General features: G+C 67.0%; 20 protein-coding genes. 12 read left to right on the plus strand and 8 right to left on the minus strand.

Going from position 1 to position 21,683, the window contains the following annotated elements:
• Nucleotides 1-167: 167 nt before the first annotated feature.
• A complete protein-coding gene (locus ACP159_RS03330; RefSeq protein ID WP_425098218.1) occupies nucleotides 168-1,040 on the minus strand; it encodes an FG-GAP repeat domain-containing protein in 873 nt (290 codons plus the stop codon).
• Complete coding sequence (locus ACP159_RS03335) at nucleotides 1,040-1,363, minus strand: 2Fe-2S iron-sulfur cluster-binding protein (protein WP_425098219.1); 324 nt, start codon at nucleotides 1,361-1,363, stop codon at nucleotides 1,040-1,042. Before ACP159_RS03335 ends, ACP159_RS03330 begins: the two co-directional genes overlap by 1 nt.
• A gap of 124 nt (nucleotides 1,364-1,487) precedes the next feature.
• Between ACP159_RS03335 and ACP159_RS03340 the strand changes: the two genes are divergently transcribed.
• The 4 genes from ACP159_RS03340 (at nucleotide 1,488) to ACP159_RS03355 (ending at nucleotide 4,496) form a co-directional block, all read left to right on the plus strand.
• Nucleotides 1,488-1,862 carry an OB-fold nucleic acid binding domain-containing protein gene (locus ACP159_RS03340; RefSeq protein WP_425098220.1) on the plus strand — a complete coding sequence of 125 codons (375 nt, stop codon included), beginning with the start codon at nucleotides 1,488-1,490 and terminating at the stop codon, nucleotides 1,860-1,862.
• Between the two features lie 40 nt (nucleotides 1,863-1,902).
• Nucleotides 1,903-2,532 carry a peptidoglycan-binding domain-containing protein gene (locus ACP159_RS03345; protein WP_425098221.1) on the plus strand — a complete coding sequence of 210 codons (630 nt, stop codon included), beginning with the start codon at nucleotides 1,903-1,905 and terminating at the stop codon, nucleotides 2,530-2,532.
• A 132-nt stretch (nucleotides 2,533-2,664) separates the two neighbouring features.
• Nucleotides 2,665-3,600, plus strand: coding sequence for a hypothetical protein (locus ACP159_RS03350; protein ID WP_425098222.1), 936 nt, complete (start codon nucleotides 2,665-2,667; stop codon nucleotides 3,598-3,600).
• 161 nt (nucleotides 3,601-3,761) lie between these two features.
• Complete coding sequence (locus tag ACP159_RS03355; RefSeq protein ID WP_425098223.1) at nucleotides 3,762-4,496, plus strand: hypothetical protein; 735 nt, start codon at nucleotides 3,762-3,764, stop codon at nucleotides 4,494-4,496.
• A 70-nt stretch (nucleotides 4,497-4,566) separates the two neighbouring features.
• Here ACP159_RS03355 and ACP159_RS03360 read toward each other — a convergent pair whose 3' ends face one another.
• On the minus strand, nucleotides 4,567-5,976 hold the full coding sequence (locus ACP159_RS03360) for a DegQ family serine endoprotease (protein ID WP_425098673.1): 1,410 nt from the start codon (nucleotides 5,974-5,976) through the stop codon (nucleotides 4,567-4,569).
• A gap of 316 nt (nucleotides 5,977-6,292) precedes the next feature.
• Between ACP159_RS03360 and ACP159_RS03365 the strand changes: the two genes are divergently transcribed.
• The gene (locus ACP159_RS03365) at nucleotides 6,293-7,018 is read left to right on the plus strand and encodes a hypothetical protein (RefSeq protein ID WP_425098224.1); all 726 of its coding nucleotides are present in this window, start codon (nucleotides 6,293-6,295) and stop codon (nucleotides 7,016-7,018) included.
• Nucleotides 7,015-8,472 (plus strand): pentapeptide repeat-containing protein, encoded by a 1,458-nt coding sequence (locus tag ACP159_RS03370; RefSeq protein WP_425098225.1) that lies wholly within the window; start codon nucleotides 7,015-7,017, stop codon nucleotides 8,470-8,472. Before ACP159_RS03365 ends, ACP159_RS03370 begins: the two co-directional genes overlap by 4 nt.
• Nucleotides 8,473-8,485: 13 nt before the next feature.
• Here the strand turns inward: ACP159_RS03370 and ACP159_RS03375 are convergent, their stop codons facing one another.
• The 4 genes from ACP159_RS03375 to ACP159_RS03390 all read right to left on the minus strand — a co-directional run bounded on the left by ACP159_RS03375 (nucleotide 8,486) and on the right by ACP159_RS03390 (nucleotide 12,356).
• A complete protein-coding gene (locus tag ACP159_RS03375; RefSeq protein WP_425098226.1) occupies nucleotides 8,486-8,677 on the minus strand; it encodes a DUF2065 domain-containing protein in 192 nt (63 codons plus the stop codon).
• Nucleotides 8,674-9,654, minus strand: coding sequence for a protease modulator HflC (hflC, locus tag ACP159_RS03380; RefSeq protein WP_425098227.1), 981 nt, complete (start codon nucleotides 9,652-9,654; stop codon nucleotides 8,674-8,676). Before hflC ends, ACP159_RS03375 begins: the two co-directional genes overlap by 4 nt.
• A 1-nt stretch (nucleotide 9,655) precedes the next feature.
• Entirely contained in the window at nucleotides 9,656-10,801 is a 1,146-nt protein-coding gene (hflK, locus tag ACP159_RS03385; protein ID WP_425098228.1) for an FtsH protease activity modulator HflK, read from the minus strand.
• Between the two features lie 109 nt (nucleotides 10,802-10,910).
• The gene (locus ACP159_RS03390) at nucleotides 10,911-12,356 is read right to left on the minus strand and encodes an FAD-dependent oxidoreductase (protein ID WP_425098229.1); all 1,446 of its coding nucleotides are present in this window, start codon (nucleotides 12,354-12,356) and stop codon (nucleotides 10,911-10,913) included.
• Between the two features lie 361 nt (nucleotides 12,357-12,717).
• On the opposite strand from ACP159_RS03390, the gene folP reads away from it, so the two are divergent.
• From folP to ACP159_RS03420, 6 genes are all read left to right on the plus strand, one after another.
• On the plus strand, nucleotides 12,718-13,734 hold the full coding sequence (folP, locus tag ACP159_RS03395) for a dihydropteroate synthase (RefSeq protein ID WP_425098230.1): 1,017 nt from the start codon (nucleotides 12,718-12,720) through the stop codon (nucleotides 13,732-13,734).
• Between the two features lie 6 nt (nucleotides 13,735-13,740).
• Complete coding sequence (gene glmM / locus ACP159_RS03400; protein WP_425098231.1) at nucleotides 13,741-15,087, plus strand: phosphoglucosamine mutase; 1,347 nt, start codon at nucleotides 13,741-13,743, stop codon at nucleotides 15,085-15,087.
• 515 nt (nucleotides 15,088-15,602) lie between these two features.
• Entirely contained in the window at nucleotides 15,603-17,228 is a 1,626-nt protein-coding gene (locus ACP159_RS03405) for an alpha-D-glucose phosphate-specific phosphoglucomutase (RefSeq protein ID WP_425098232.1), read from the plus strand.
• A 16-nt stretch (nucleotides 17,229-17,244) separates the two neighbouring features.
• On the plus strand, nucleotides 17,245-18,126 hold the full coding sequence (locus tag ACP159_RS03410; RefSeq protein WP_425098233.1) for a DMT family transporter: 882 nt from the start codon (nucleotides 17,245-17,247) through the stop codon (nucleotides 18,124-18,126).
• Nucleotides 18,127-18,233: 107 nt separating this feature from the next.
• Nucleotides 18,234-19,508, plus strand: a complete 1,275-nt coding sequence (gene eno, locus ACP159_RS03415; protein WP_425098234.1) for a phosphopyruvate hydratase — start codon at nucleotides 18,234-18,236, stop codon at nucleotides 19,506-19,508.
• Between the two features lie 203 nt (nucleotides 19,509-19,711).
• Nucleotides 19,712-21,004: a sensor histidine kinase gene (locus ACP159_RS03420; RefSeq protein ID WP_425098235.1), complete on the plus strand. Its 1,293-nt coding sequence runs from the start codon at nucleotides 19,712-19,714 to the stop codon at nucleotides 21,002-21,004.
• Nucleotides 21,005-21,009: 5 nt separating this feature from the next.
• Here the strand turns inward: ACP159_RS03420 and ccmE are convergent, their stop codons facing one another.
• Nucleotides 21,010-21,459, minus strand: a complete 450-nt coding sequence (gene ccmE / locus ACP159_RS03425; protein WP_425098236.1) for a cytochrome c maturation protein CcmE — start codon at nucleotides 21,457-21,459, stop codon at nucleotides 21,010-21,012.
• Nucleotides 21,460-21,683: the final 224 nt, after the last annotated feature.

Below are 21,683 nucleotides of genomic sequence, written 5' to 3' on the forward strand. Positions count from 1 at the left end.
AAGAAGCCTGGGTTGCGTCCTGGCAGGTGCTTTGGCCCCTTGGAGAGGGCTTTGGGCAAACATTCAATCCGGACACCGGAGGGATTGCCAATGGCCGGGCCCGATCCTCTTGTTTCTCGGATTCTACACATACCGCGGTGGAGTCTCACGGCGGCGTGGGCAACGCCCTACCGGCAAGCCAGGGCCGCCTGCGCCGCGCCGTCCGACCAGGTGCCAAGATCGCGGCGACTCAGAGCCGTCCCCGTGAAACGCAACGCCAGCAGCCGGTCGAAATCGCCATCCGCGACGATCATCTCCGGACCCTGTCCACAGTTCCGAACCCCGCCGGCGATGTGCTCCCGGCCGATACGGTGGTTGCTGACCCCTTCGGCGGCTGCAACCTCCCGCAGGCTCACGCCGTCATACCGCCAGATGCGCAGCACCTTGGCGAGATGCGGGCGGTCGACATAGGCGATCTCCATTGCGCCGTCGCCATCCAGATCCGCCGCCCCGACCGGCGCGAGCCAGCGGTTGCGCTGGCCGATCGGCGGCGTGGCCGCCCGTTCGCGACCGAAGCGGTCGTAGACAACCAGTGACGCACCGCCATTCACGGTAGAGCGCACCGCGAGGATCTCCGGCATGCCGTCGCCGTCGAGATCGGCGAGTCGCGGGGCGATGTCTTCGAAGACCTGCCCTTCCGGCAGCCTCACGCCTTTCGGGCAGGTGATGCGGGCGTCGCCGGGTATCCTCAGGTGGATTGTCAGCACCTTAGCATCGCGCAGCCCGCCCAGCACGCCGTGGCCGTATTCGTCGGTCTCGACATCATAGCCGGCATGCATCACGAACCGAGCCCCGCGCGGGGCCCAGCCTTCGTGCCGCCCGCCGCCCGGCGTCGCATTCGCAACCTCGGTTTCGGCAAACCGCCCCGGCAGGCCGTATCCGTCGCCCACGGCCTCGCAGGCGGACGCCCCTGCCGCCACCACAACGAGCGCCGCCGTCAGCACCGCGCCGCGCACCCGCCCGTGCCACGCACGCAGCGGCAGACGCGGCGCCCCTGCCATCAGATCTGCTTTTCCGGCATCTGGACGATCAGCCCGTCCAGCGCGTCCGACACCTTCAGCTGGCAGGTCAGGCGCGAGCGCGCCGGGTCCGGCTCGAAGGCGAAGTCGAGCATGTCCTCTTCCATGTCTTCCCGCGCCGGCAGTTTCGACACCCAGTCCGGGTGCACGTACACGTGGCAGGTCGAGCAGGCACAGGCACCTCCGCAATCCGCGTCGATGCCCGGAATGTTGTTGTCGCGCGCGCCTTCCATCACGGTCAGGCCATTCGCGACCTCCACCACGTGCTCGGTGCCGTTGTGCTCGATATAGGTGATCTTCGCCATGCCAGCTGCTCCTGTCTCGTCTTCGGGCCATTACCTAAACGCGCGCGCGCGGCACCGCCAGTCCCTTTTGCAGCGCCGCGTGGCGCGCTTCCCTTGCAATCGCAAATGTTCTACACTTGTTCTCATGATCTACCCTTCTCCCCCCGACTGGCCGCGCCCGCCCGCCGCGCTCACCGCCGCGCAGATCCTGCTGCCGCCGAACGGCGCGCGGGTCACCGTGGCCGGTCTCGTGATCCTGCGCCAGCGGCCCGGAACCGCCAAAGGCGTCATCTTCCTCACGCTGGAGGACGAGACCGGCGTGGTCAACGTCATCGTCTGGCGCAAGCTCTACGAGCGCTTTCGCCGCGCGGTGATCGCCGGGCGGCTGCTGCGCGTCACCGGGCGGCTGCAGCGCGAGAACGACGTCGTGCATGTTCTCGCCGAGGAGATTGAGGATATCTCGCAACTGCTCGACCGTCTTCTCGATCCGGCGCTTCCCACGGCTCCCGTTACAGGCTAGTCTTGTCCGGACAAAAAGGCACGCAAGAGGCCCCGGGCAGATGAAGTTTCCCCTCGCCCCCCTCGCGGCGCTGGCCCTCGCGGCCTGTGCGCCCGGAGGACGGACAGACGCGGTCAGCCGCACCGAAACGGCTGCGCCGGTGTCATCAGACTCGCTCGACATCGCCGCCATCGAAGCCTCGGTCGACAGCGCCCTGCGCCCGCTCTCCGAAGCCGCGCCGGTGCGGCTCAACCCGGTGCGGGCCGCCGGGGCCACACCCGCCGTCCAGTCTGCTCCCCGCATCTGCCGCGCCAGCGAGCAGACCCCGGCGGTCTACGAACAGGTCATGGGCGAGGTTCAGGTGGTGCAGGCCGAGATCGCCCCCGACGGCACCGTCCTGCGCCCACCCATCTACCGCAAGGCCCCGGTGCCCAGGGTCGTCCGCCCCCGCGCCGAGATCAGTTTCGAAGCGCCCTGCCCCGAGGCCCTGACCCCCGATTTCATCGCCTCGCTGCAGCGGGCGCTCGGGGCGCGGGGTTATTTCGCGGGCAATGTCACCGGCACCTTCGATGCCCCCACCGCCGCCGCCGTGGAGCGCTACCAATCCGACCGCGGCCTCGCCAGCGCACAGTTGTCCTTGGAAACCGCGCGGTCGCTTGGGCTGGTGGCCGTGGACGCTGACGCGGGATAGCCGGACACCGGGCCTGTGCGCCCGGACAGCGACCGAAATCGCGACAACCCGACGCAAGTCGCCGATCCGGCCTAGCGGTCCGTTAACGCCTCCGGCGCTACGCTCGGTCGTCACCGTGCCGGAACCCGCGCCATGTCTTTCGCCTTTGCCCTGAACACCGCGTTGAGCGCCTCCCCCGGCAGCTATTTCGGGCTGCAATCCGGGCGGGCGGCCAAGGAGGTCACCGCAGTCACCCTGTCCCGGACCTCGCCCGCCTCGCAGGCCGCCCCCAGGGGCGCGCAGATCACCGTCACGGACAAGCCCCTGCGGACCTACGACAACCCGCTTCTTGGCACGCTTGCGGAAAATCCGATGAGCGGCGCGGAGATGGGCCTGACCATGGTCGCGCACCTGCGCAGCGGTGGCGCGGAGGTGCTCGCCCGCTCGGAGGCGGACCTCACCCTGGTCATGGCGGAGGCTTTGGGGGTGCCCGCAACGGATGAGGATGGCGAAGCCCCGACCCTCGCCGCCCTGCGCGACCTCGCCGGGGAGCAAGGGCAGGCCGATCTGGTCCGCGCCGCCGACACCTTCACCCGCCATGCGGAGAAATTCCACAAGACGCTGGACAAGCTGGAACGGACCTTCACCAACCTGAAAGGCCCCGACACCGGCGATGCGACCGTCGCCCATGTCCAGCGTGCCGTCGGCATGCTTGTCGACGCGCAGATCGAGCCGCAAAAGGTCCGGATGGAACTCGACGCCCTGCGCGGCGCGGCGCTGTTGCAGATGACCGGCGCCAGCCGGGACCAGGTCGACCGCGCCCTGTCCCTGCGCCGCGCCACCGGACGGCTGGCGCTGCAGACCCGGCGCAAGAGCATGGTCGATGGCCTGATGCAGGATTACAAGGCGGGCCGCATTGCCGCCACGGTGACGACGAAGACGGTCTGGGCCGACCAACAGGTCTCGGTCGATGCGTCGAAGGCGCGGGGGACAACCGTGGCCTTCTCCCAGACATATGACCACTACGCCTCCGCCTCGCTCAACATGACCGCGACCAGCGCGCTCGCGCTGACCTTGCGAACCGTGTAACGGCGTGACTTGGCTTCACCGGGGGCGGACCCGGATTCTTTCAAAGAATCCGGGGCGATTTCCTTTCAGGAAATCGGCACCCTCAACGCCTCCCGGTTCATTGACACCCTTCCCGCAAACCGCTCTCATCTGCAAAACGACACCCCTGTGAGACGCGGACGATGACCAACCCGGTATCCGACTGGCGCGAGGCGCTTCTTGCCATCCTCGACACCCTGCGCAGCCACGCTTTTCCCTTCGCCGCCGAGACCGAAGGCCGCGAACCCATGGAGCCGGCCAGCGACGCCGCCAAACGTGCGCTCGACACAGTCGACTCCCTCGGCCGACTGCCAGAACACTACCGTTCGGCTGTGGAAACGCTGGGCAATGTCGACCTGCGCCACGCCCGCCCGCACGACCCTTCCGCGCCGCTTCGGGCGTTGGCCACCTTCGACCCTTTCGTGTTCCAACCCGACTACCTCGCCGCTGACATGGCCGACCCGGACATCTTCGAGCAGCAGCGTGCCGACCACGGCGCGGTCTTCATCGAATTCGCCATGGATGCCTGTCACAAGGCCGATGTCTCCGGCGGATCCGGCTATGGCTTCTGGCTTCCGGTGAAGGAGCACAGCAACCCGCCCCAACCGGACCAGTTGCTCTTTCCGGACCTCGACTTGCCTGCCTTGCAAGTCCTGCGGCCAGAGGCCCTGCGCATCGAACCCGTCGCCCTGCCCTTCGCCGCGTATGTCGAGACGACCCTGAGGAATGGCGGCTTCTTCGGGCAATACAGCCTCTCCTGCGATGGCAATGCCGACTACGACGCGCGCGCCATCGCCACCCGCAACCTTGGCTCTGGCCCGGCTTTCGACGCCCTCCGCCACGCCGCCGCCCTGTATCTGCCGCGCACGCAGCCGTAATCCCGAAACGAAAAAGGGCGCCCCCGAAGGGACGCCCCGTTGGTCCTGTCAGACCGGCCTTCTCTCAGGCTTATTCGCTCTCATCCAGCGTCAGCGCCACGAAGCGCGGGTCGCCGCCGCGGCGGACCAGCAGGAGGATGGACTTGCGTCCCGCCTCGCGGGCCTCGTCGATGCGGGCTTGCAGATCGTCCAGCGTCAGAACCTGGCTCTGCGACGCCTCGGTGATTACGTCGCCCTGACGCAGGCCCTTCTCGAAGGCCTCCGTGGTCTCGTCCACGCCGACCACGGCAAGGCCCTTGGTGCTCTCGTCGAGCTGCAGCTCGCCGCGCAGGTCCTCGGTCAGCGGCGACAGGGTCAGACCCATGATCTCCAGGCTGGAGGGCGCTTCCTGTTCGAGGTCATCCCCGGACATCGACGCGGGCACCGCGCCTTCCGCCTCTTCGCGGCGGCCAAGGGTGATCTTCAGCGTCTCGGTCTTGCCCTCGCGGTTCACCACCACGCGCACGGTCTTGCCGACCTGCGTGTTCGCGACCACGCGCACCAGCTGGCGGGTATCGACCACATCGACACCGTCGAAGCTGACGATCACGTCACCGGCCAGCATGCCGCCGTCCTTGGCGGGACCGTCCGGCACGTCGGAAACCAGCGCGCCCTCGGCCTTGTCGAGGCCAAGCGCCTCGGCCACGTCCGGGGTCACGTCCTGGATGCGCACGCCGAGCCAGCCGCGGCGGGTCTCGCCGAACTCCTTGAGCTGATCGACAACCTTCGTCACCACGTTCGACGCCATCGAGAAGCCGATGCCGATCGAGCCGCCGTTCGGCGACAGGATCGCGGTGTTCACGCCGATCACTTCGCCGTCCATGTTGAACAGCGGGCCGCCGGAGTTGCCGCGGTTGATGGCGGCGTCGGTCTGGATGTAGTCGTCATAGGTGCCCGAAAGCGCCCGGTTGCGGGCGGAGACGATCCCGGCGGAGACCGAGAAGCCCTGCCCCAGCGGGTTGCCCATCGCCATGACCCAATCGCCGACGCGCGACTTGTCGCTGTCACCGAAGCTCACGAATTTCAGCGGCTTGTCCGCCTCGACCTTCAAGAGCGCGATGTCGGTGTTCGGGTCGGTGCCGATCAGCTGCGCCGGCAGCGTCATGCCTTCGAAGAACTCGATCTCGATCTCGTCGGCACCTTCGATCACGTGGTTGTTGGTGACGATGAAACCATCCTCGGAGATCACGAACCCGGAGCCGAGCGCGGACGAGCGGCGCGGCTGGCGGTCACCCGGGCCCTGACGGTCCTGGAACTCGCGGAAGAAATCCTCGAAGGGCGAGCCTTCTGGCACGATCCCCTGGGGACCCGTGCGGCCCGCGACGGTGGTCGAGGTCGTGATGTTGACCACGGAGGGGCTGATTGCCTCGGCGAGGTCCGCGAACGTCTCGGGGGCACCACGGGCGTGGGCCATGAGCGATTGCGAAAGAATGAGCACCATCGACAGCGTGGACAGCCAGAACACCCGCAGGGGTGTGGCCCGGTCCCGCATCAATGCTTCGGATTGAGGTTTCACTTGGAACTCCTTCGTTTGTGCCAGAGGGCGTGCACTCCCATACACCGCCGCCTGCCTCCTGTTTTCCAGTGTGGCAAACATAGGGGTTTACGCGCAACACCAAAGCCGCGAAATGCGCATCTCAAGCAAGAGTGATCCTGCTGTGAGGGAACATCCGCCGACCGGAAGGCTTGACGCAGGCGGGAAATTGCGCTCGCCTGTAACGAGAATTGCTTTCTGACCCCACAGCCGGGCAAAATTCATGGATCAAGCCGAGTTCAACACCCGTCTCGTTGCCGCGCTGGAGCGCTGGCAACCCGAGCTGGGCGAGGCCGAACAGGCGGAAAAGGCGCGAAAGAAAGCGGAATCGGACGCCACCGCCGCCCGCATCAAGCGCATCGAGAAAGTCTCTGCCGCCTCGCGGAGCAACTGGTTCTGGTTCTTCGGCGTACTCGCCTATGCAGTGATCACGATCATGGGTTTGGAGGATCGCGCCTTCTTCACCGGCGGCGCGGAGACGAAGCTGCCGATCCTGAATTTCTCGGTCGACTTCACGTGGTTCGTCGTGCTCGCCCCGGCGCTGATCGCCGTGGTCTATGGCTACCTGCACAACCTGATCGAACAGCTCTGGCAGGATCTGGCGGATCTGCCGCCCACCGGCGACGACGGGCTGGCCATTTCGGCGCAGCTGCCGGTCTGGCTGCTGATCGACTTCGCCCTGTCTCTGCGCGGCTGGCTGCGGCCGAAGGAGTCGCCCTCCTCGCATTTCTCGCCTCTTGGCATCATGGGATCGCTCGGCATTGCGCTGCTGATCTGGGCCGCCGGACCGGCGGTGGTCGCCGTCTACTGGGCCAAGGCCGCGATCGTCCACGCCCCCGTGCCCGTGCTGCTCAACGGCGCGTTCTTCTTCTACTGCCTGCTCACGGCCTGGCTGAGCGCCTCATCGCTGGTCCTGTCGATGTTGCCCGACCCGGAGGCCGACACATGAGGATCAAGCCGAGATTCTGGTCGCAGACGCCGCAACGCCCCCAGAACACCAAAACGATCCTTGGCAAGGGAACGGTCGAAATGGTCCGCCCGGACCCGGCCAACGCGACGCGCCTGCCCGGCGGTCAGCTGGCGTATTATGGCGTCTCGGTGCTGGTGTTCGCGCTCGCCGCGGCCGCCATCGCCACGATCAGCCTGTCGCGCATCGGCGCTCTGCCCGCCGGGCTGTCGGCCCTGCCGGTGTGGCTGGCCCCGCCGATGCGCACCGCCGATCTGCCGCAATCGGCCTTCACCACCCTGCCCGCCGACTGGCGCGACCGCGATACGGCGCAGCGCGATCACCTGACCACCTGGTGCAAGCGCGCCGACACGCAGGACTGTCCCGTCGGCCCGGACGCCGTGAGAGCGGCGCTGCAGGACCCGGCGTTCCTCGCCCATTTCGCGCAGGAGCGCAGCGCCCGCATCAAGGCGCTGCCGAAGACCGGCCCGAGCCCGCGCGACCTGCGCGGCGCCAACCTCGCGTTCAGCGAAATGACCGGGGCAAACCTGCACGGCGCACGGCTCGACAGCGCGACCCTGACCGGCAGCACGCTGGAAGAGGCCACGCTGACCGGCGCGGGGCTGGACGGCACCGCCCTGTCCCAGGCCAACCTCATCGCCGCCCGGCTCTCCCCCGCCGAAGGCACCATGGCCCGGCTCGACCTGCGCCGCAGCGACCTGCGCGGCGCTGCGCTGACCTCGGACCCGGATCGGGGCGAGGCGATCGAGGGCGACTTCCGGGGCGCACGGATGGACTTGGCAACGCTGGGCGGAACCCTCCGCGGCCGCTTCGGCAACGCCAGCGAACAGTTCTTCTCGATGCGAAACGCCGACCTGTCCGGCGCGCGTCTCGATACGGCGCTGATCTGGCTGCCCTACGAGTCGGACGCCCTGCATGGCGTCAGGCTCGGAGCGGCAGGCAGGCAATATTCCGACCTGCTGAACGGGCCGACCAGCCCGCAACTGCTGGCCCAGATCGTCAATGACCTGCCGACAGCCGCCTTCGCGGGGAGTGCGCTCGCCGGGCTCGACCTGCGGAGCGCCGCGCCGATCACCGGCAAGCCGGAACTCGACAGGCTGCTCTACGCCAAGGCGCTGCGCAACAGCTTCGGCGATGCCCAGGTCCGCCTGCCGGACGGGGTGGACCGCCCCTGCCACTGGTTGACCCGCCCCGGCGACACGCTGATCAACGACGATGCCGCGTTTCTCGGTGCCTGGCGGGCGTGGCGACAGCGCGGCGGCGATCCGTCCTGGCCGCCCGCCGGGTTGCTCGCGCCCGGCGAGACCTGGGCGGCGCTGCAATCCGTGGACCCCCGGGACGACCTGCTGCCCCCCGCCGCGCTCTGCACCTGGGACAGCTGCGACTGCGCCGCTGTCGAAGACTGGCGCACCGGCCAGCCCGGACAGGGCGGATAATTTCGGTCTGAATTCACCCCCGCGCGATCCAGAGCACGATCACCCCGGTCACCAGCGTCAGCAACCCCAGCGACCGCCGCGCCTCCAGCGGCATGGCACGCAGCGCCTCGAGCAGGCGCTCCACAAGCGAAGGGGCCAGTGCGTACACCAGCCCCTCGATCACCAGAACCATGCCGATCCCGGCCAGGATGTCCGATCCGCTCATTGCGAACCGGGCGCGGGCGCTCCGTCGCCGCCTTCCGCCGCCGGAGCCTCCGGCGCCGTCACCTCGGTCTGCACCTGCGGCGGCGCCGCCGACAGCGGGGTCGCGCCCGGATTCTCGTTGGCGAAATACTCGAAGAACTGGCTGTCCGGCGTGATCACCATCGTCGAATTGCCGCCTTTCAACGCCGTCTCGTAGGCCTGCAGCGAGCGGTAGAAGGCGAAGAACTCCGCATCTGCGCCATAGGCCTCGGCAAAGATGCCGTTGCGCTGCGCATCGGCCTCGCCGCGGATCACGTTGCCCTCGCGCTCGGCCTCGGACAGGGTCTCGACCACGGTCCGGTCGGCCAGAGCCCGTACCCGCTGCGCCGCCTCGTTACCGCGGGCGATCTCGTCCGCCGCTTCGCGTTCGCGCTCGGCGCGCATCCGGGCGAAGGTGGCTTCGAGGTTCTGCGCCGGAAGGTTGGTCTGCTTGAGCCGCACGTCCACCACGTCGAGCCCCAGGGACCGCGCCTCGGCCCGGGCCTGGTCGCGAATGCGGTTCATCAGCTCGCGCCGGTCCTCCGACAGAATCGTATCCGACGTCACCTGATCAGCGCCCAGAACCTCACGGATCTGCGCGTTCAGGATCGACGACAGCCGGTCCTCCGCCGTCCTGAGGCCACCGACGCCAACCGCCTGCCGGAACTGCACCACATCGGAGATGCGGTAGCGGGCGAAGGCATCGACCACCAGACGACGGTCATCGGAGGGCGTGACCTCGATGGTCTCGGTATCGAGCGACAGGATGCGGTCGTCATAGCGCACGACCTCCTGGATCAGCGGGATCTTGAAGGCGAGGCCCGGCTCTTCCTTGACGGCCTTGATCTGGCCGAACTGAAGCACGAGCGCCTTCTCCCGCTCGTCGACCACGAAGATCGACGACAGGAACACCACCAGCAGGATCACGAGGGCGGGCAGGATATAGGTTGTCTTCCGCATCTCAGTTCTCCCCCCGGCGCAGCTCGTTCAGCGGCAGGTAGGGCACGACACCCCCGCTCCCGCCGGACCCGGACAGCGACTCGTCAAGGATCATCTTGTCGACGCTGCCCAGAACATTTTCCATCGTCTCCAGGTACATGCGTCGCCGCGTCACCTCCGGCGCCTTGGCATATTCCTCGCGCACGGCGCTGAACCGGCTGGCCTCACCCAGCGCGTCGTTCACAACCTGCGCCCGGTAACCTTCGGCCACCTGCACGGTCTGCGCCGCCTGACCGCGCGCTTCGGCAACGACCCGGTTGGCATAGGCGTCGGCCTGCCGTTCGAGCCGGTCGCGCTCCTGCTCGGCGGCCTGCACCTCGCGGAAGGCGTCGATCACCTCGCGGGGCGGATCGGCCCCTTCGAGGTTCACCCGCACGATGCTGATGCCGCTGTCATATTCGTCCATCGTCGCCTGGATCTGCTCCCGGGCCTGATCGGCGATGAGCCCCCGGTCCCGGTTGAGGATCGGGGCGAGATTGCTGGCGGCGATGATCTCGCGCATGACCGATTCCGAAGCCGCCTGCACAGTCAGCTCCGGGTCGCGGATGTTGAACAGCAGGTTCGCCGGGTTGTTGATGTTCCAGACCACCTGGAACTCGATGTCCACGATGTTGGCATCCGTGGTCAGCATCAGCCCGTCGTTGCCCGCCCGGCCGCCGCCGATGTTCTCGGTGCGCTCGGACGTGACGTTCACGACCTCATAGGTCACGAAGGGCCAGGGCGCGAAGTTCAGACCCGGGTCGCCGATGCCGTACTCCTTGCCGAGCAGAAGCTCGACCGACTGCTCTTCGGGCTTCACCGTGTAGAAACTGCCGAACCCCCAGAGCACGACAAGCGCCAGCACGCCCAGTGCCACGGTGCCCTTGCCGAAGCCCGGTCCCTGTCCGCCGCCGCCCATGCCGCCGCCGGGCCGGCCGGAGCCGCCGCCCTTGCCGCCCATCAGCACGCGCAGGCGCTCCTGACCCTTTTTCATCAGCTCGTCGATCTCGGGGATCTGGCTGTCCTCGGGACGGCGTCCGCCGCCGCCTCCGCCGCCCGACGGGGGGCGCGAACCGCCACCGTTCGAACCACCGCCGCCCCCCCAGGGGCCGCCGCTGTTTCCTGCCATGAAGTCCGTTCCTTCCTTCTTGGTCTTTGATCGTTACCCGGGACGCTGCCCGATCAGTGTAGGTTTTTTGTCAGGCTTGATGCCTAATCTGTGCATATATTCGGGAGATTCAAGCGGTTCTCACCGGGTTTCGCATGGTCACGAGTTCTTCCGACATGGTCGGATGCACCGCGACCGTGCGGTCGAAATCCTCCTTGGTCGCGCCCATCTTTACGGCAATGCCCACCATCTGGATGAGCTCCCCCGCGCCGGGCGCGACAATGTGACAGCCCAGAACCTTCCGCGTCGCCTTGGAAACGATCAGTTTCATCAACACGCGCCCCTCACCCTCGGCAAAGGCGGTCTGCATGGGCCGGAAGGAGGTGGCATAGACCTCGATCTCCTCCTGCTCCCGCGCGGCCTCCTCGCTCAGACCGACGGTGCCCAGTTCCGGCTGGGTGAACACCGCGCTCGGGATCAGGTCGTGGTCGACCTCGGTCGGGTTGCCCTTGAACACCGTCTCGACGAAGGCCATGCCCTCGCGGATCGCCACCGGGGTCAGGTTCACCCGGTCCGTCACGTCGCCGATGGCATAGACCGAAGGCACCGTCGTCTGGCTGTAGCCATCCACCTTGATCTCGCCCTTGCGGCCCAGTTCGATGCCAAGCGCCTCCAGACCCATGTCATCGGTGTTTGGCCTGCGGCCCGTGGCAAAGAACACCGCGTCGAATTCCCGGGTCTGGCCGTTGGTGGCCTTCACGTGGATCGGCTTGCCGGGCTGGACCTTCGAGTCCTTCGGCGCGCCGCCGTATTGCAGGTCTTCCACCGGCGCGATCAGCCCGTCGTCCTCGTCCTCGTCGCCGCAATGCATCTCCACGATGTCGGTGCCGAGGTGCAGATTGATGCCCCGCTGCTCCATGCTGTCGGCGATCAACCCCCGCGCCTCGTCATCGAAGCCGCGCAGGATCTGGGCGCCGCGGTAATACTGCGTCACCTCGACGCCGAGCCCGTGCAGGATGCAGGCAAATTCGCAGGCGATATAGCCACCGCCGACGATCAGAACCCGTTTCGGCAGCGCGTCGAGATGGAAGATGTCGTCCGACACCATCCCCAGATGCGCGTTCTTCAGATCCGGCCGCACCGGCCGCCCGCCGGTGGCGATGAGGATGTGCCGGGCGGTCTTCACCTCGCCGGTGGACAGCTCCACCGTGTGGGCATCCTTCAACCGGGCGCGGGCGTCGAAGGTCTCGACCCCGGAGCCCTTGAGCAGCTTGCGATAGACCGCCTCCAGCCGGTCCAGTTCGGCCTCCAGCTTGGCCTTGAACCGATCCCAGTGGAAATCCCCGTCCGCCATGTCCCAGCCATAAGCCCGCGCCTCCTGCGCCGCATGGCGGTACTCGCTGGCAAAGACCATCAGCTTCTTCGGCACGCAGCCCCGGATCACGCAGGTCCCGCCGTAACGATCCTCCTCCGCCAGCGCCACCTTCGCGCCCGCCTCTCCCGCCGCGACCCGCGCCGCACGCACGCCGCCGGAGCCGCCGCCGATGACGAAGAGATCGTAGTCGAATTCGCTCATGACGTGTCCTTTACCTGTCTCTGCTTGGGGTATTTCATATGGGACGTGGCTTGGCCAGACACCAGAGCGCAGAACCCTTCGCAGGCGGCCCGGGGCACAGCCCCGGGCTACGCAGCGTCCCGCCGATCACGGATCTGTTGCACAGTCTTACAGCAGGCACGCGGTCGCCCGGTCTTTGCAGCCTCGGAGGGAGGCGCGTTTGCAGAGGTCCGAATGAGGTATTTATGGACCAAAGAAGCCCGGGACAGCGCTCCCGCCGCCCCTGCCGCGCCGAAGGGCATCGGGCGAAATCCGCCGCCGGAACCGTCCATGTCCGCAGTTGTATCTTGCCAAGTCAGACCCGATGCGCCAGTCAACCGCCATGAACACCGACTATTATCGCCCGCTGATCCGCTTCGACGCGCCCCGCCCGGACCATGCCCTGCCTGTCGCGGGCGGCCCGGGATGGTTCACCCATGCCGATCACCTGCGCCGCGGCGCGCCTGCCACCGAGGTTCCGCTCGACGCGGTCCCGCAGGACTGGCGCGACCGGATCAGTGCGCCGCGGCCCGACATCGCCGGGATGAGGCTCGACCATCCGAACCTGATGGGAATCCTCAACGTCACCCCCGACAGCTTCTCCGACGGCGGCCGGCACAACATCGCGGCCCTCGCGCTCAAGCACGCACTGGCCATGGCAAGCCAGGGCGCGGACATCATCGACGTCGGCGGCGAGAGCACCCGTCCCGGCTCGCTGGAAGTGCCCGCCGAGGCAGAGATCGCCCGGATCGAGCCGGTTATCCGCGCTCTGCGCCACGAGGTTGGCGTGCCGATCTCCATCGACACCCGAAAGACCGCCGTGGCGCGCGTCGCCGTCGCCGAAGGCGCGGCGCTAGTCAACGATGTCTCCGGCTTCACCTTTGACCCCTGCCTCGCGGGCTATTGCGCCGAAACCGCCTTGCCGGTCTGCGTCATGCACACCCAGGGCCTGCCGGAAACCATGCACCTGAACCCGCAATACGGCGATGTGCTGCTCGATGTCTTCGACTTCCTCATGGCGCAGATCGCCCTGCTGGAGGCGCGCGGCATCCCCCGCGCCCGCATCCTCGTCGACCCCGGCATCGGTTTCGGCAAATCGCTGCAGCACAACCTCACCCTGATGCGCAACCTGTCGCTGTTCCATGCCACCGGTTGCGCCGTGCTGCTCGGGGCCTCGCGCAAGGGCTTCATCCGCACCATCACCGGCGCGAACCCGGCCGATGCCCGCATGCCCGGCTCCATTGCTGCCGCCCTCGCCGGCGCCGCCCAGGGCGTGCAGGTCATCCGCGTCCACGACGTTGCCGAGACCGCCCAGGCGCTGGCGCTCTGGCGTGCGATCACCCTCGGATTCCAGGAGTAACCCGTCATGACCCGCAAACTGTTCGGCACCGATGGCGTGCGTGGCAAGGCCAACACCTACCCGATGACACCGGAACTGGCGCTGACCCTCGGCGCCGCCGTGGGCCGGCACTTCCGCCGCGAGCACCAGGGCGTGCACCGCGTCGTCATCGGCAAGGACACCCGCCTGTCGGGCTACATGTTCGAGAATGCCCTGACCGCCGGGCTGACCTCCACCGGCATGAACGTGCTGCTGCTCGGTCCGGTTCCGACACCCGCCGTGGGCCTGCTGACCACCTCGATGCGCGCCGACCTCGGCATCATGATCTCGGCCTCGCACAACCTCGCCGATGACAATGGCATCAAGTTCTTCGGCCCGGACGGCTTCAAGCTTTCGGACGCGGTCGAAGCGCAGATCGAGGAGCTGGTGGACGAGGGCCCGCAACCCGCGGCCCCCGGCAACATCGGCCGCGCCAAGCGCGTCGACGACGGCCGCTTCCGCTACCAGGAGCGGGTCAAGTCCACCCTGCCGCACGGCATGCGGCTCGACGGGGTGAAGGTGGTGATCGATTGCGCCAACGGCGCCGCCTACAAGACCGCGCCGGAGGTGCTCTGGGAACTGGGCGCGGACGTGATCCCCGTCGGCACCACGCCGAATGGCCTGAACATCAACGCCGAATGCGGCTCGACCAAGCCGCAGATCGCCGCGGAAACCGTGATCGCCCATGGCGCGGACGTGGGACTCTGCCTCGATGGCGACGCCGACCGCATCATCCTGATCGACGAGACCGGCGCGGTGGCGGACGGCGATCAGATCATGGCGCTGATGGCGGCCCGCTGGGCCGAGGAAGAGCGTCTGCGCGGCGGTGCGCTGGTGGCGACGGTGATGTCGAACCTTGGGCTGGAGCGGTTCATGCAGAGCCGCGGGCTCCGGCTGGAGCGCACCAAGGTGGGCGACCGTTACGTGGTCGAGGCCATGCGGTCCAGGGGCTTCAACCTGGGCGGCGAACAGTCCGGCCATATCGTGATGACCGATTATGCCACCACCGGCGACGGGCTGATGGCGGGGTTGCAGTTCCTCGCCGAGATGGTCCGCACCGGCCACCCGGCCTCGCGCCTCGCCCGCAACTTCGAACCGGTGCCGCAACTGCTGAAGAACGTGCGCTACGCCGCGGGCAAGACGCCGCTGGAGACGCTGGCGGTTCAGCAGGCCATTGCCAGCGCCGAGGCGGACCTGACCGGCAAGGGGCGGCTTCTGATCCGCAAATCAGGCACCGAGCCGCTGATCCGTGTGATGGCGGAATGCGAGGACGAGGGGCTGCTGACCCGGGTGGTCGACGGGATCGTGGCCGAGGTCAAGGCGGTGGCCGGGTAGACCGGCCGCGTCACACCCCCACCCTGAATCACCCCCACCCTGCCCCTCCCCAAGGGGGAGGGAATCCCGCCATCCTCCCGCGTCGCCGCTCCTGTCCGGGTGCCGCGCCCTCCCCCGTGGGGAGGGTTGGGGTGGGGCTGGCGCAGGCCGCCGACACGCGAAACCGCCTGCATTAACCATATCTGACGCAAGGTCACCGCCTGAAACCCGATGGTATCGGTACCACGCGTCAGTCACGTTCGGGAATATGTACGAAACTTGGCCAGAATCGCACCAAACTCCGTGAAGACCTGCGCGGCACCCGGGCCTCCGGACCGGACAGCCTTGTGAAATGGCAAGCGGCGCACACACCATCGGCCATGCAGCCCCCGCCGTGCGCCCCGTTAACCGGACCGCGCGTTCCGTTAACCGGGCAGTCCGCGCAGCAGTGGTGATGCGGCGCATCACGCCGCTTGCACGAGGCCCGGTTACACGCGATACCATGGGGGACTGTTACCGCAAGCAAGGTCGATCCAATGAGCATCCACACCGTCGCCACGCAGCCCATCGCAGGTCAGAAACCCGGCACCTCAGGCCTGCGGAAACAGACCAGGGTCTTCCAACAGCCTCATTTTCTTGAGAATTTCATCCAGTCGATCTGGACCGGGATCGGCGGTGTCGCGGGCAAGACGCTGGTGCTTGGCGGCGACGGGCGGCACTTCAACGCCGAGGCGGCGCAGGTGGTGCTGCGCATGGCCGCCGCCTCCGGCGCCGCGCGGGTGATCGTCGGCCGGGGCGCCCTGCTCAGCACCCCCGCCGCCTCCAACCTGATCCGCAAGCGCCACGCCGACGGCGGCATCATCCTCTCCGCCAGCCACAACCCCGGCGGTCCGGAGGGCGACTTCGGCGTGAAGTACAACACCGCCAACGGCGGCCCCGCGCCGGAGAGCGTGACGGAAAAGATCTTTGCGGCGACGAAGGACATTACCGAATACCGGATCTTCGAGACCCAGAACGCCGACCTCTCCGCCCTGGGAGAGCAGACCATGGGCGACATGGTGATCGAGGTCGTCGACCCGGTCGCCGACTATGCCGACCTGATGGCGTCGATCTTCGATTTCGACGCGCTCAAGGCGCTTTTCGCCTCCGGTTTCCGCATGCGCTTCGACGCCATGCACGCCATCACCGGCCCCTATGCCCACGCCATCCTGGAAGACACGCTCGGCGCGGAAAAGGGCACAGTGATCAACGGCATACCCTCCACCGATTTCGGCAACGGCCACCCAGATCCGAACCCGATCTGGGCCAAGCCCCTGATGGATGAGATGATGTCCGAGGGTGCGCCGGACTTCGGCGCCGCCTCCGATGGCGACGGCGACCGCAACATGATCGTGGGCAAGCATCAATACGTCACCCCCTCCGACAGCCTCGCCGTGCTGGCCGCGAATGCTACCCTCGTTCCGGCCTATTCCGGCGGTCTCAAGGGCGTCGCGCGGTCGATGCCCACGAGCCAGGCCGTGGACAGGGTTGCCGCCTCTCTGGGCATCGACTGCTTCGAGACACCGACCGGCTGGAAGTTCTTCGGCAACCTGCTCGACGCCGGGCGCTGCACGCTTTGCGGCGAGGAAAGCGCCGGGACCGGCTCCGACCACGTGCGCGAAAAGGACGGTCTCTGGGCCGTACTGTTCTGGCTCAACATCCTGGCACAGAAAAAGATTTCCGTGAAGGAGCTGATGGCGCAGCACTGGGCCGAGTTCGGGCGCAACTACTATTCGCGGCATGATTACGAAGGCGTCGACGCGGCGGCTGCAAACGCACTGATGGACGACCTGCGCGCCCGGATGGCCACCCTCCCCGGCACGCAGGTGGCTGGCCTGACGGTGAAAACCGCCGACGACTTCGCCTATGACGATCCAATCGACGGCTCGCGCACCGAACATCAAGGCATCCGCATCGGCTTCGAGACCGGCGCGCGGCTTGTGCTGCGCCTGTCGGGCACCGGAACCGTGGGCGCGACCTTGCGCGTCTACCTCGAAACCCTTGAGACAGAAAACCTGCACATGGATGCACAGGAGGCCCTCGCGCCGGTGATCGCAGCGGCCGAAGCGCTGGCCGGGATCCGGGAAAAGACAGGACGCGCGGAACCGGACGTGATCACCTAAGGCCCGCCCGGACCCCTTGGAAACCATACGCGCCATTCTGCTGATGATCCTGTCCATGGCCTTGCTCGCCGGGACAGATGCCTTCATCAAGCTCGCCACCGCCACGGCCTCCATCGGGCAGACCATGCTCGGCATGAGCCTGGGCGGCACGATCCTGTTCCTTTTGCTCGCCCGGGTCCGCCGCGTTCCCGTCTTCACCCGCGACGCGCTGCACCCGATGGTCCTGCTGCGCAATGCCACGGAGATCGTCGCCGCCGTGGGCATGATCGTCGGGGTCACCTACACCGCCTTGCCGGTCTTTGCCGCGATCACCCAGGCCGGGCCGCTGATCGTCACCATGGGTGCGGCGCTGTTCCTCAAGGAGCAGGTCGGTCTGCGCCGCTGGCTCGCCGTGCTTGTCGGCCTGACCGGCATGATGATCGTCATCCGGCCCTGGAGCGCGTCCTTCACCGGATGGGAGTTGTTCGCCGTCCTCGGGATCACCGCCCTCTCCGCCCGCGACCTCATCACCCGCCTTGCGCCCGCCCATATCACCGCCCTCTCGATCTCGACCTGGGGTTTCGCCGCGACGATCCTGCCGGCGCTCGTGCTGCTCGCCATGGCTGACAAGCCCCTGACAAGCGAGCCGAAAACCGCGATGTACATCCTCGGCGCGGTGCTCGTGACAACCTCCGGCTATCTCGCGATCACAACGGCCATGCGCATGGCGCCGGCCTCCGTGGTCTCGCCGTTCCGCTACACCCGGCTGATCTTCGCCACGATCCTCTCCATCGTGATCTTCGACGTCTGGCCGGATGGCTGGACGCTGATCGGCGGCGCGATGATCCTCGGGGCCGGGCTCTACAGCTTCCTGCGCGAGCGCCGCCTCGCAAAAGCCGCCGTTATCGCAAACGGTTAGCGCAACCCTATAAAACAAAGGGGCCGTTAGCGGTAACAGAATTGTTTACATTCCCGCCCCGGCTGATATGAGTGCGGACAAATCACACCGCCATAAGGGGAAATCCCATGAGCACCATCATCGACATCCACGCCCGCGAGATTCTCGACAGCCGCGGCAATCCGACCGTCGAAGTCGACGTCACCCTCGAAGACGGCACCATGGGCCGCGCCGCGGTGCCCTCCGGTGCCTCGACCGGCGTGCACGAGGCCGTCGAAAAGCGCGACGGCGACAAGTCGCGTTACATGGGCAAGGGCGTGCTGCAGGCCGTGGAAGCGGTGAACGGTGAGATCGCCGAGGCCATCGTCGGCTTCGACGCCACCGAACAGGTCGCCATCGACCTCGCGATGATCGAGCTGGACGGCACCGACAACAAGGGTCGCCTCGGCGCGAACGCCATCCTCGGCGTGTCGCTCGCCGTGGCGAAGGCCGCAGCCGAATACACTGGTCAGCCGCTCTACCGCTACGTCGGCGGCACCTCCGCCTGCGTCCTGCCGGTGCCGATGATGAACATCATCAACGGCGGCGAGCACGCGGACAACCCCATCGACATCCAGGAATTCATGATCATGCCGGTCAGCGCGGAGAACATCCGCGAGGCAGTCCGCATGGGCTCCGAGGTTTTCCACACGCTGAAGAAGGAGTTGTCCGCCGCGGGCCTCTCCACTGGAATCGGCGACGAGGGCGGCTTTGCCCCGAACATCGCCTCCACCCGAGAAGCGCTTGATTTCATTCTGAAGTCCATCGAGAAGGCAGGCTACACCCCCGGCGAGGACATCTACCTCGCGCTCGACTGCGCCTCGACCGAGTACTTCAAGGACGGCAAGTACGAGATGAAGGGTGAAGGCAAGTCCCTGACCTCCGCCGAAAACGTCGCCTATCTCGAAGCGCTGGTGAATGACTACCCGATCATCTCCATCGAAGACGGCTGCGCCGAGGATGACTGGGAGGGATGGAAACTGCTCACCGACGCGCTCGGTGACAAGATCCAGCTCGTCGGCGACGACCTCTTCGTGACCAATCCGGCCCGCCTCGCCATGGGCATCGAGCGCGGCTGCGCCAACTCCATGCTGGTCAAGGTCAACCAGATCGGCTCCCTGACCGAGACCCTGCGGGCCGTCGAGATGGCGCACCGGGCGCGGATGACCAACGTCATGTCGCACCGCTCCGGCGAGACCGAAGACAGCACCATCGCGGATCTCGCGGTTGCCACCAACTGCGGCCAGATCAAGACCGGCTCCCTCGCCCGCTCCGACCGGCTGGCCAAATACAACCAGCTGATCCGCATCGAGGAGATGCTGGGCGAGACGGCAGAATACGCGGGACGCTCGATCCTCAAGTGAACGCACGGTTCGCCGGGACTTCCGGCGCACCGCGCAACCGGACGAGCAAGACCGGAAGAAAAGGGCCGCATTGAGGTGGCCCTTTTTTGCTGACAGTCGCGTCGCATCGCCGAGTGATGCGTGTTTGTGCGACATTCCCCTTCTTTTTTGCTTGTTTGCCCGTATTCTCGGCTTGTACGTAATTTAATTGCTGAACAATTTCGATGGTCACACACCCGATCCATGCGCGCCTCGACAGCCTCATGCGAGCCGAGTTCGGTTCGCGGATCGAAGTCGCCTTCCGGCTGACACTCGTCTCCCTGGCGGCGGTCATGCTGGGCATGCTTTCGGACCAACGGGTTCTGCTTGCCTGGCTTGCCGGCATGCTGGTCAGCGAGGGGTCACTGGCCTGTGCGCTGAGGTGGCGCCGGACCGCGCGCACCGCTCGGGTGCATTTCCGGATTTCGCTCGCACTCTATGCGCTCGCCCTGATGGTCTTCATCACAGGGCCACTTTACCTGATCTGGTCCGGCATTCCCGGTCTGGTCCTGACCGGCGCGTTGACCTTGGTGGCGACGCTGCTGTGCAAGATGCAGCACTGGCAGGAAGACCGCGCGATCGCCGTCATCAACGGACTGCAATTCGTGCTCGCCGTGCTGAGCATCGTCGCCATGCGACTGCCGCATGTCGACGGCACGATCAACCGGATCGCAGTGATCGCCGCCGCCGTCGCGCTCTGCGCCTATTACGGCATGGGCGTTGCGGCGCAGCTGTCCCGGGACTCGGCGTTGCGGGAGTCGCGCCGACGCTATGCCCAGTCCCAGAAGGCCCGTGCCCTGAACCAGTTCGTCGGCGGCGTGGCGCATGACTTCAACAACATCCTGACGGCGATCATGGGAAATCTCGAACTCGCCGGCATGTTGGGCAGCAAGGCGGAACGGGACGAGGCACTGTCCGAGGCGCACAAGGCCGCCGAACGCGCAGCCATCACCGTGCGCCAGCTGCTGGCCACCAGCGGTCGCTCCCGGCTGCGTCCGGAACCGATCACCGCGCGCGAGCTGCACCGGCAGATGGAGGCCGTCCTGCACGACCTCCTGGAGCCCGGCATAACCTTGCAATCCGCCGCACGGGAACCGGACTTCGTGACCTTCGTGGATCGGGACATGCTGGAAACCGTGCTGATCCAGCTCTGCCTGAACGCGCAGGATGCGCTGCAAGGACGCGGCAACATCTGGCTGCACTCCCGCAGCCAGCTCGAACGCCCGGCGACGGATGGTGCGCCGCACGCACCGCCGCCCTACCTTGCCATCACGGTCGAGGACAACGGCCCAGGCGCTGCGGACGACTCGCTGGAGATGCTGGCTGAGCCGTTCTTCACCACGAAATCCGTCGGTCAGGGCTCGGGCCTCGGCCTCTCGGCCGTGCAGGGGTTCGCGGGGCAATCCGGCGGCGCCCTGCTGCTCGCCAACCGCGACGGCGGCGGCTTCTGCGCGACGCTGCTGCTGCCCCGTGCCTGACCGGCTCAGCTGCCCGGATCGACGTAGGTGCCCTGCTCCTTCAGAGCGTCGATGACTTCCTTCGGCATGTAGGTCTCGTCGTGCTTGGCCAGGATCTCGTGCGCCTCAAAGACGCCGTCGACATAGCGCCCGGTGCCGACCATGCCCTGCTTCTCGGCGAACAGGTCCGGCAGAACCCCGCTGTAGACAACCGGAACCGTTGCGCCACCATCGGTCACGTTGAAGCGGATCTGATGCCCGTCACCGCGCACCAGGGAGCCTTCCTCGACCAGACCGCCGATGCGGAAAGTCTCGGACGGTGCCGGCGGAGTCTCCATCACCTGGCTGGGAGAGCGGAAGAAATTGATGCCATCGCGCATGGCATAGCCAATGAGGGAGGTCGACACGAGCAAAGCCACCGCCGCCAGCGCGATCACCTGGATCCGGCGTTTCTTCTTGAGCGATTTAAGAGCCATGTTCCGGCCTCCCGTCCCGATCCGCATACCTGAGCATCATATACGCGATACCGCGTGCAAAACGAAGCCCCTGCGCGATTTGCCGCGCCGGTCGCGCCGAAGGACGGCCCCCTGTTTCTTCTCTTCTAAAATACTCGAAAAACGCGGGCCGCAGGCCCGCGCCGGTCGCCCGGGGGCCGCCCGGGCGGAAAACCTCAGGGGGAGCCCGGTGCCCCCCGAAGCCC

This window comes from Tropicibacter sp. S64, assembly GCF_049803835.1.
GTDB lineage: Bacteria > Pseudomonadota > Alphaproteobacteria > Rhodobacterales > Rhodobacteraceae > Pacificoceanicola.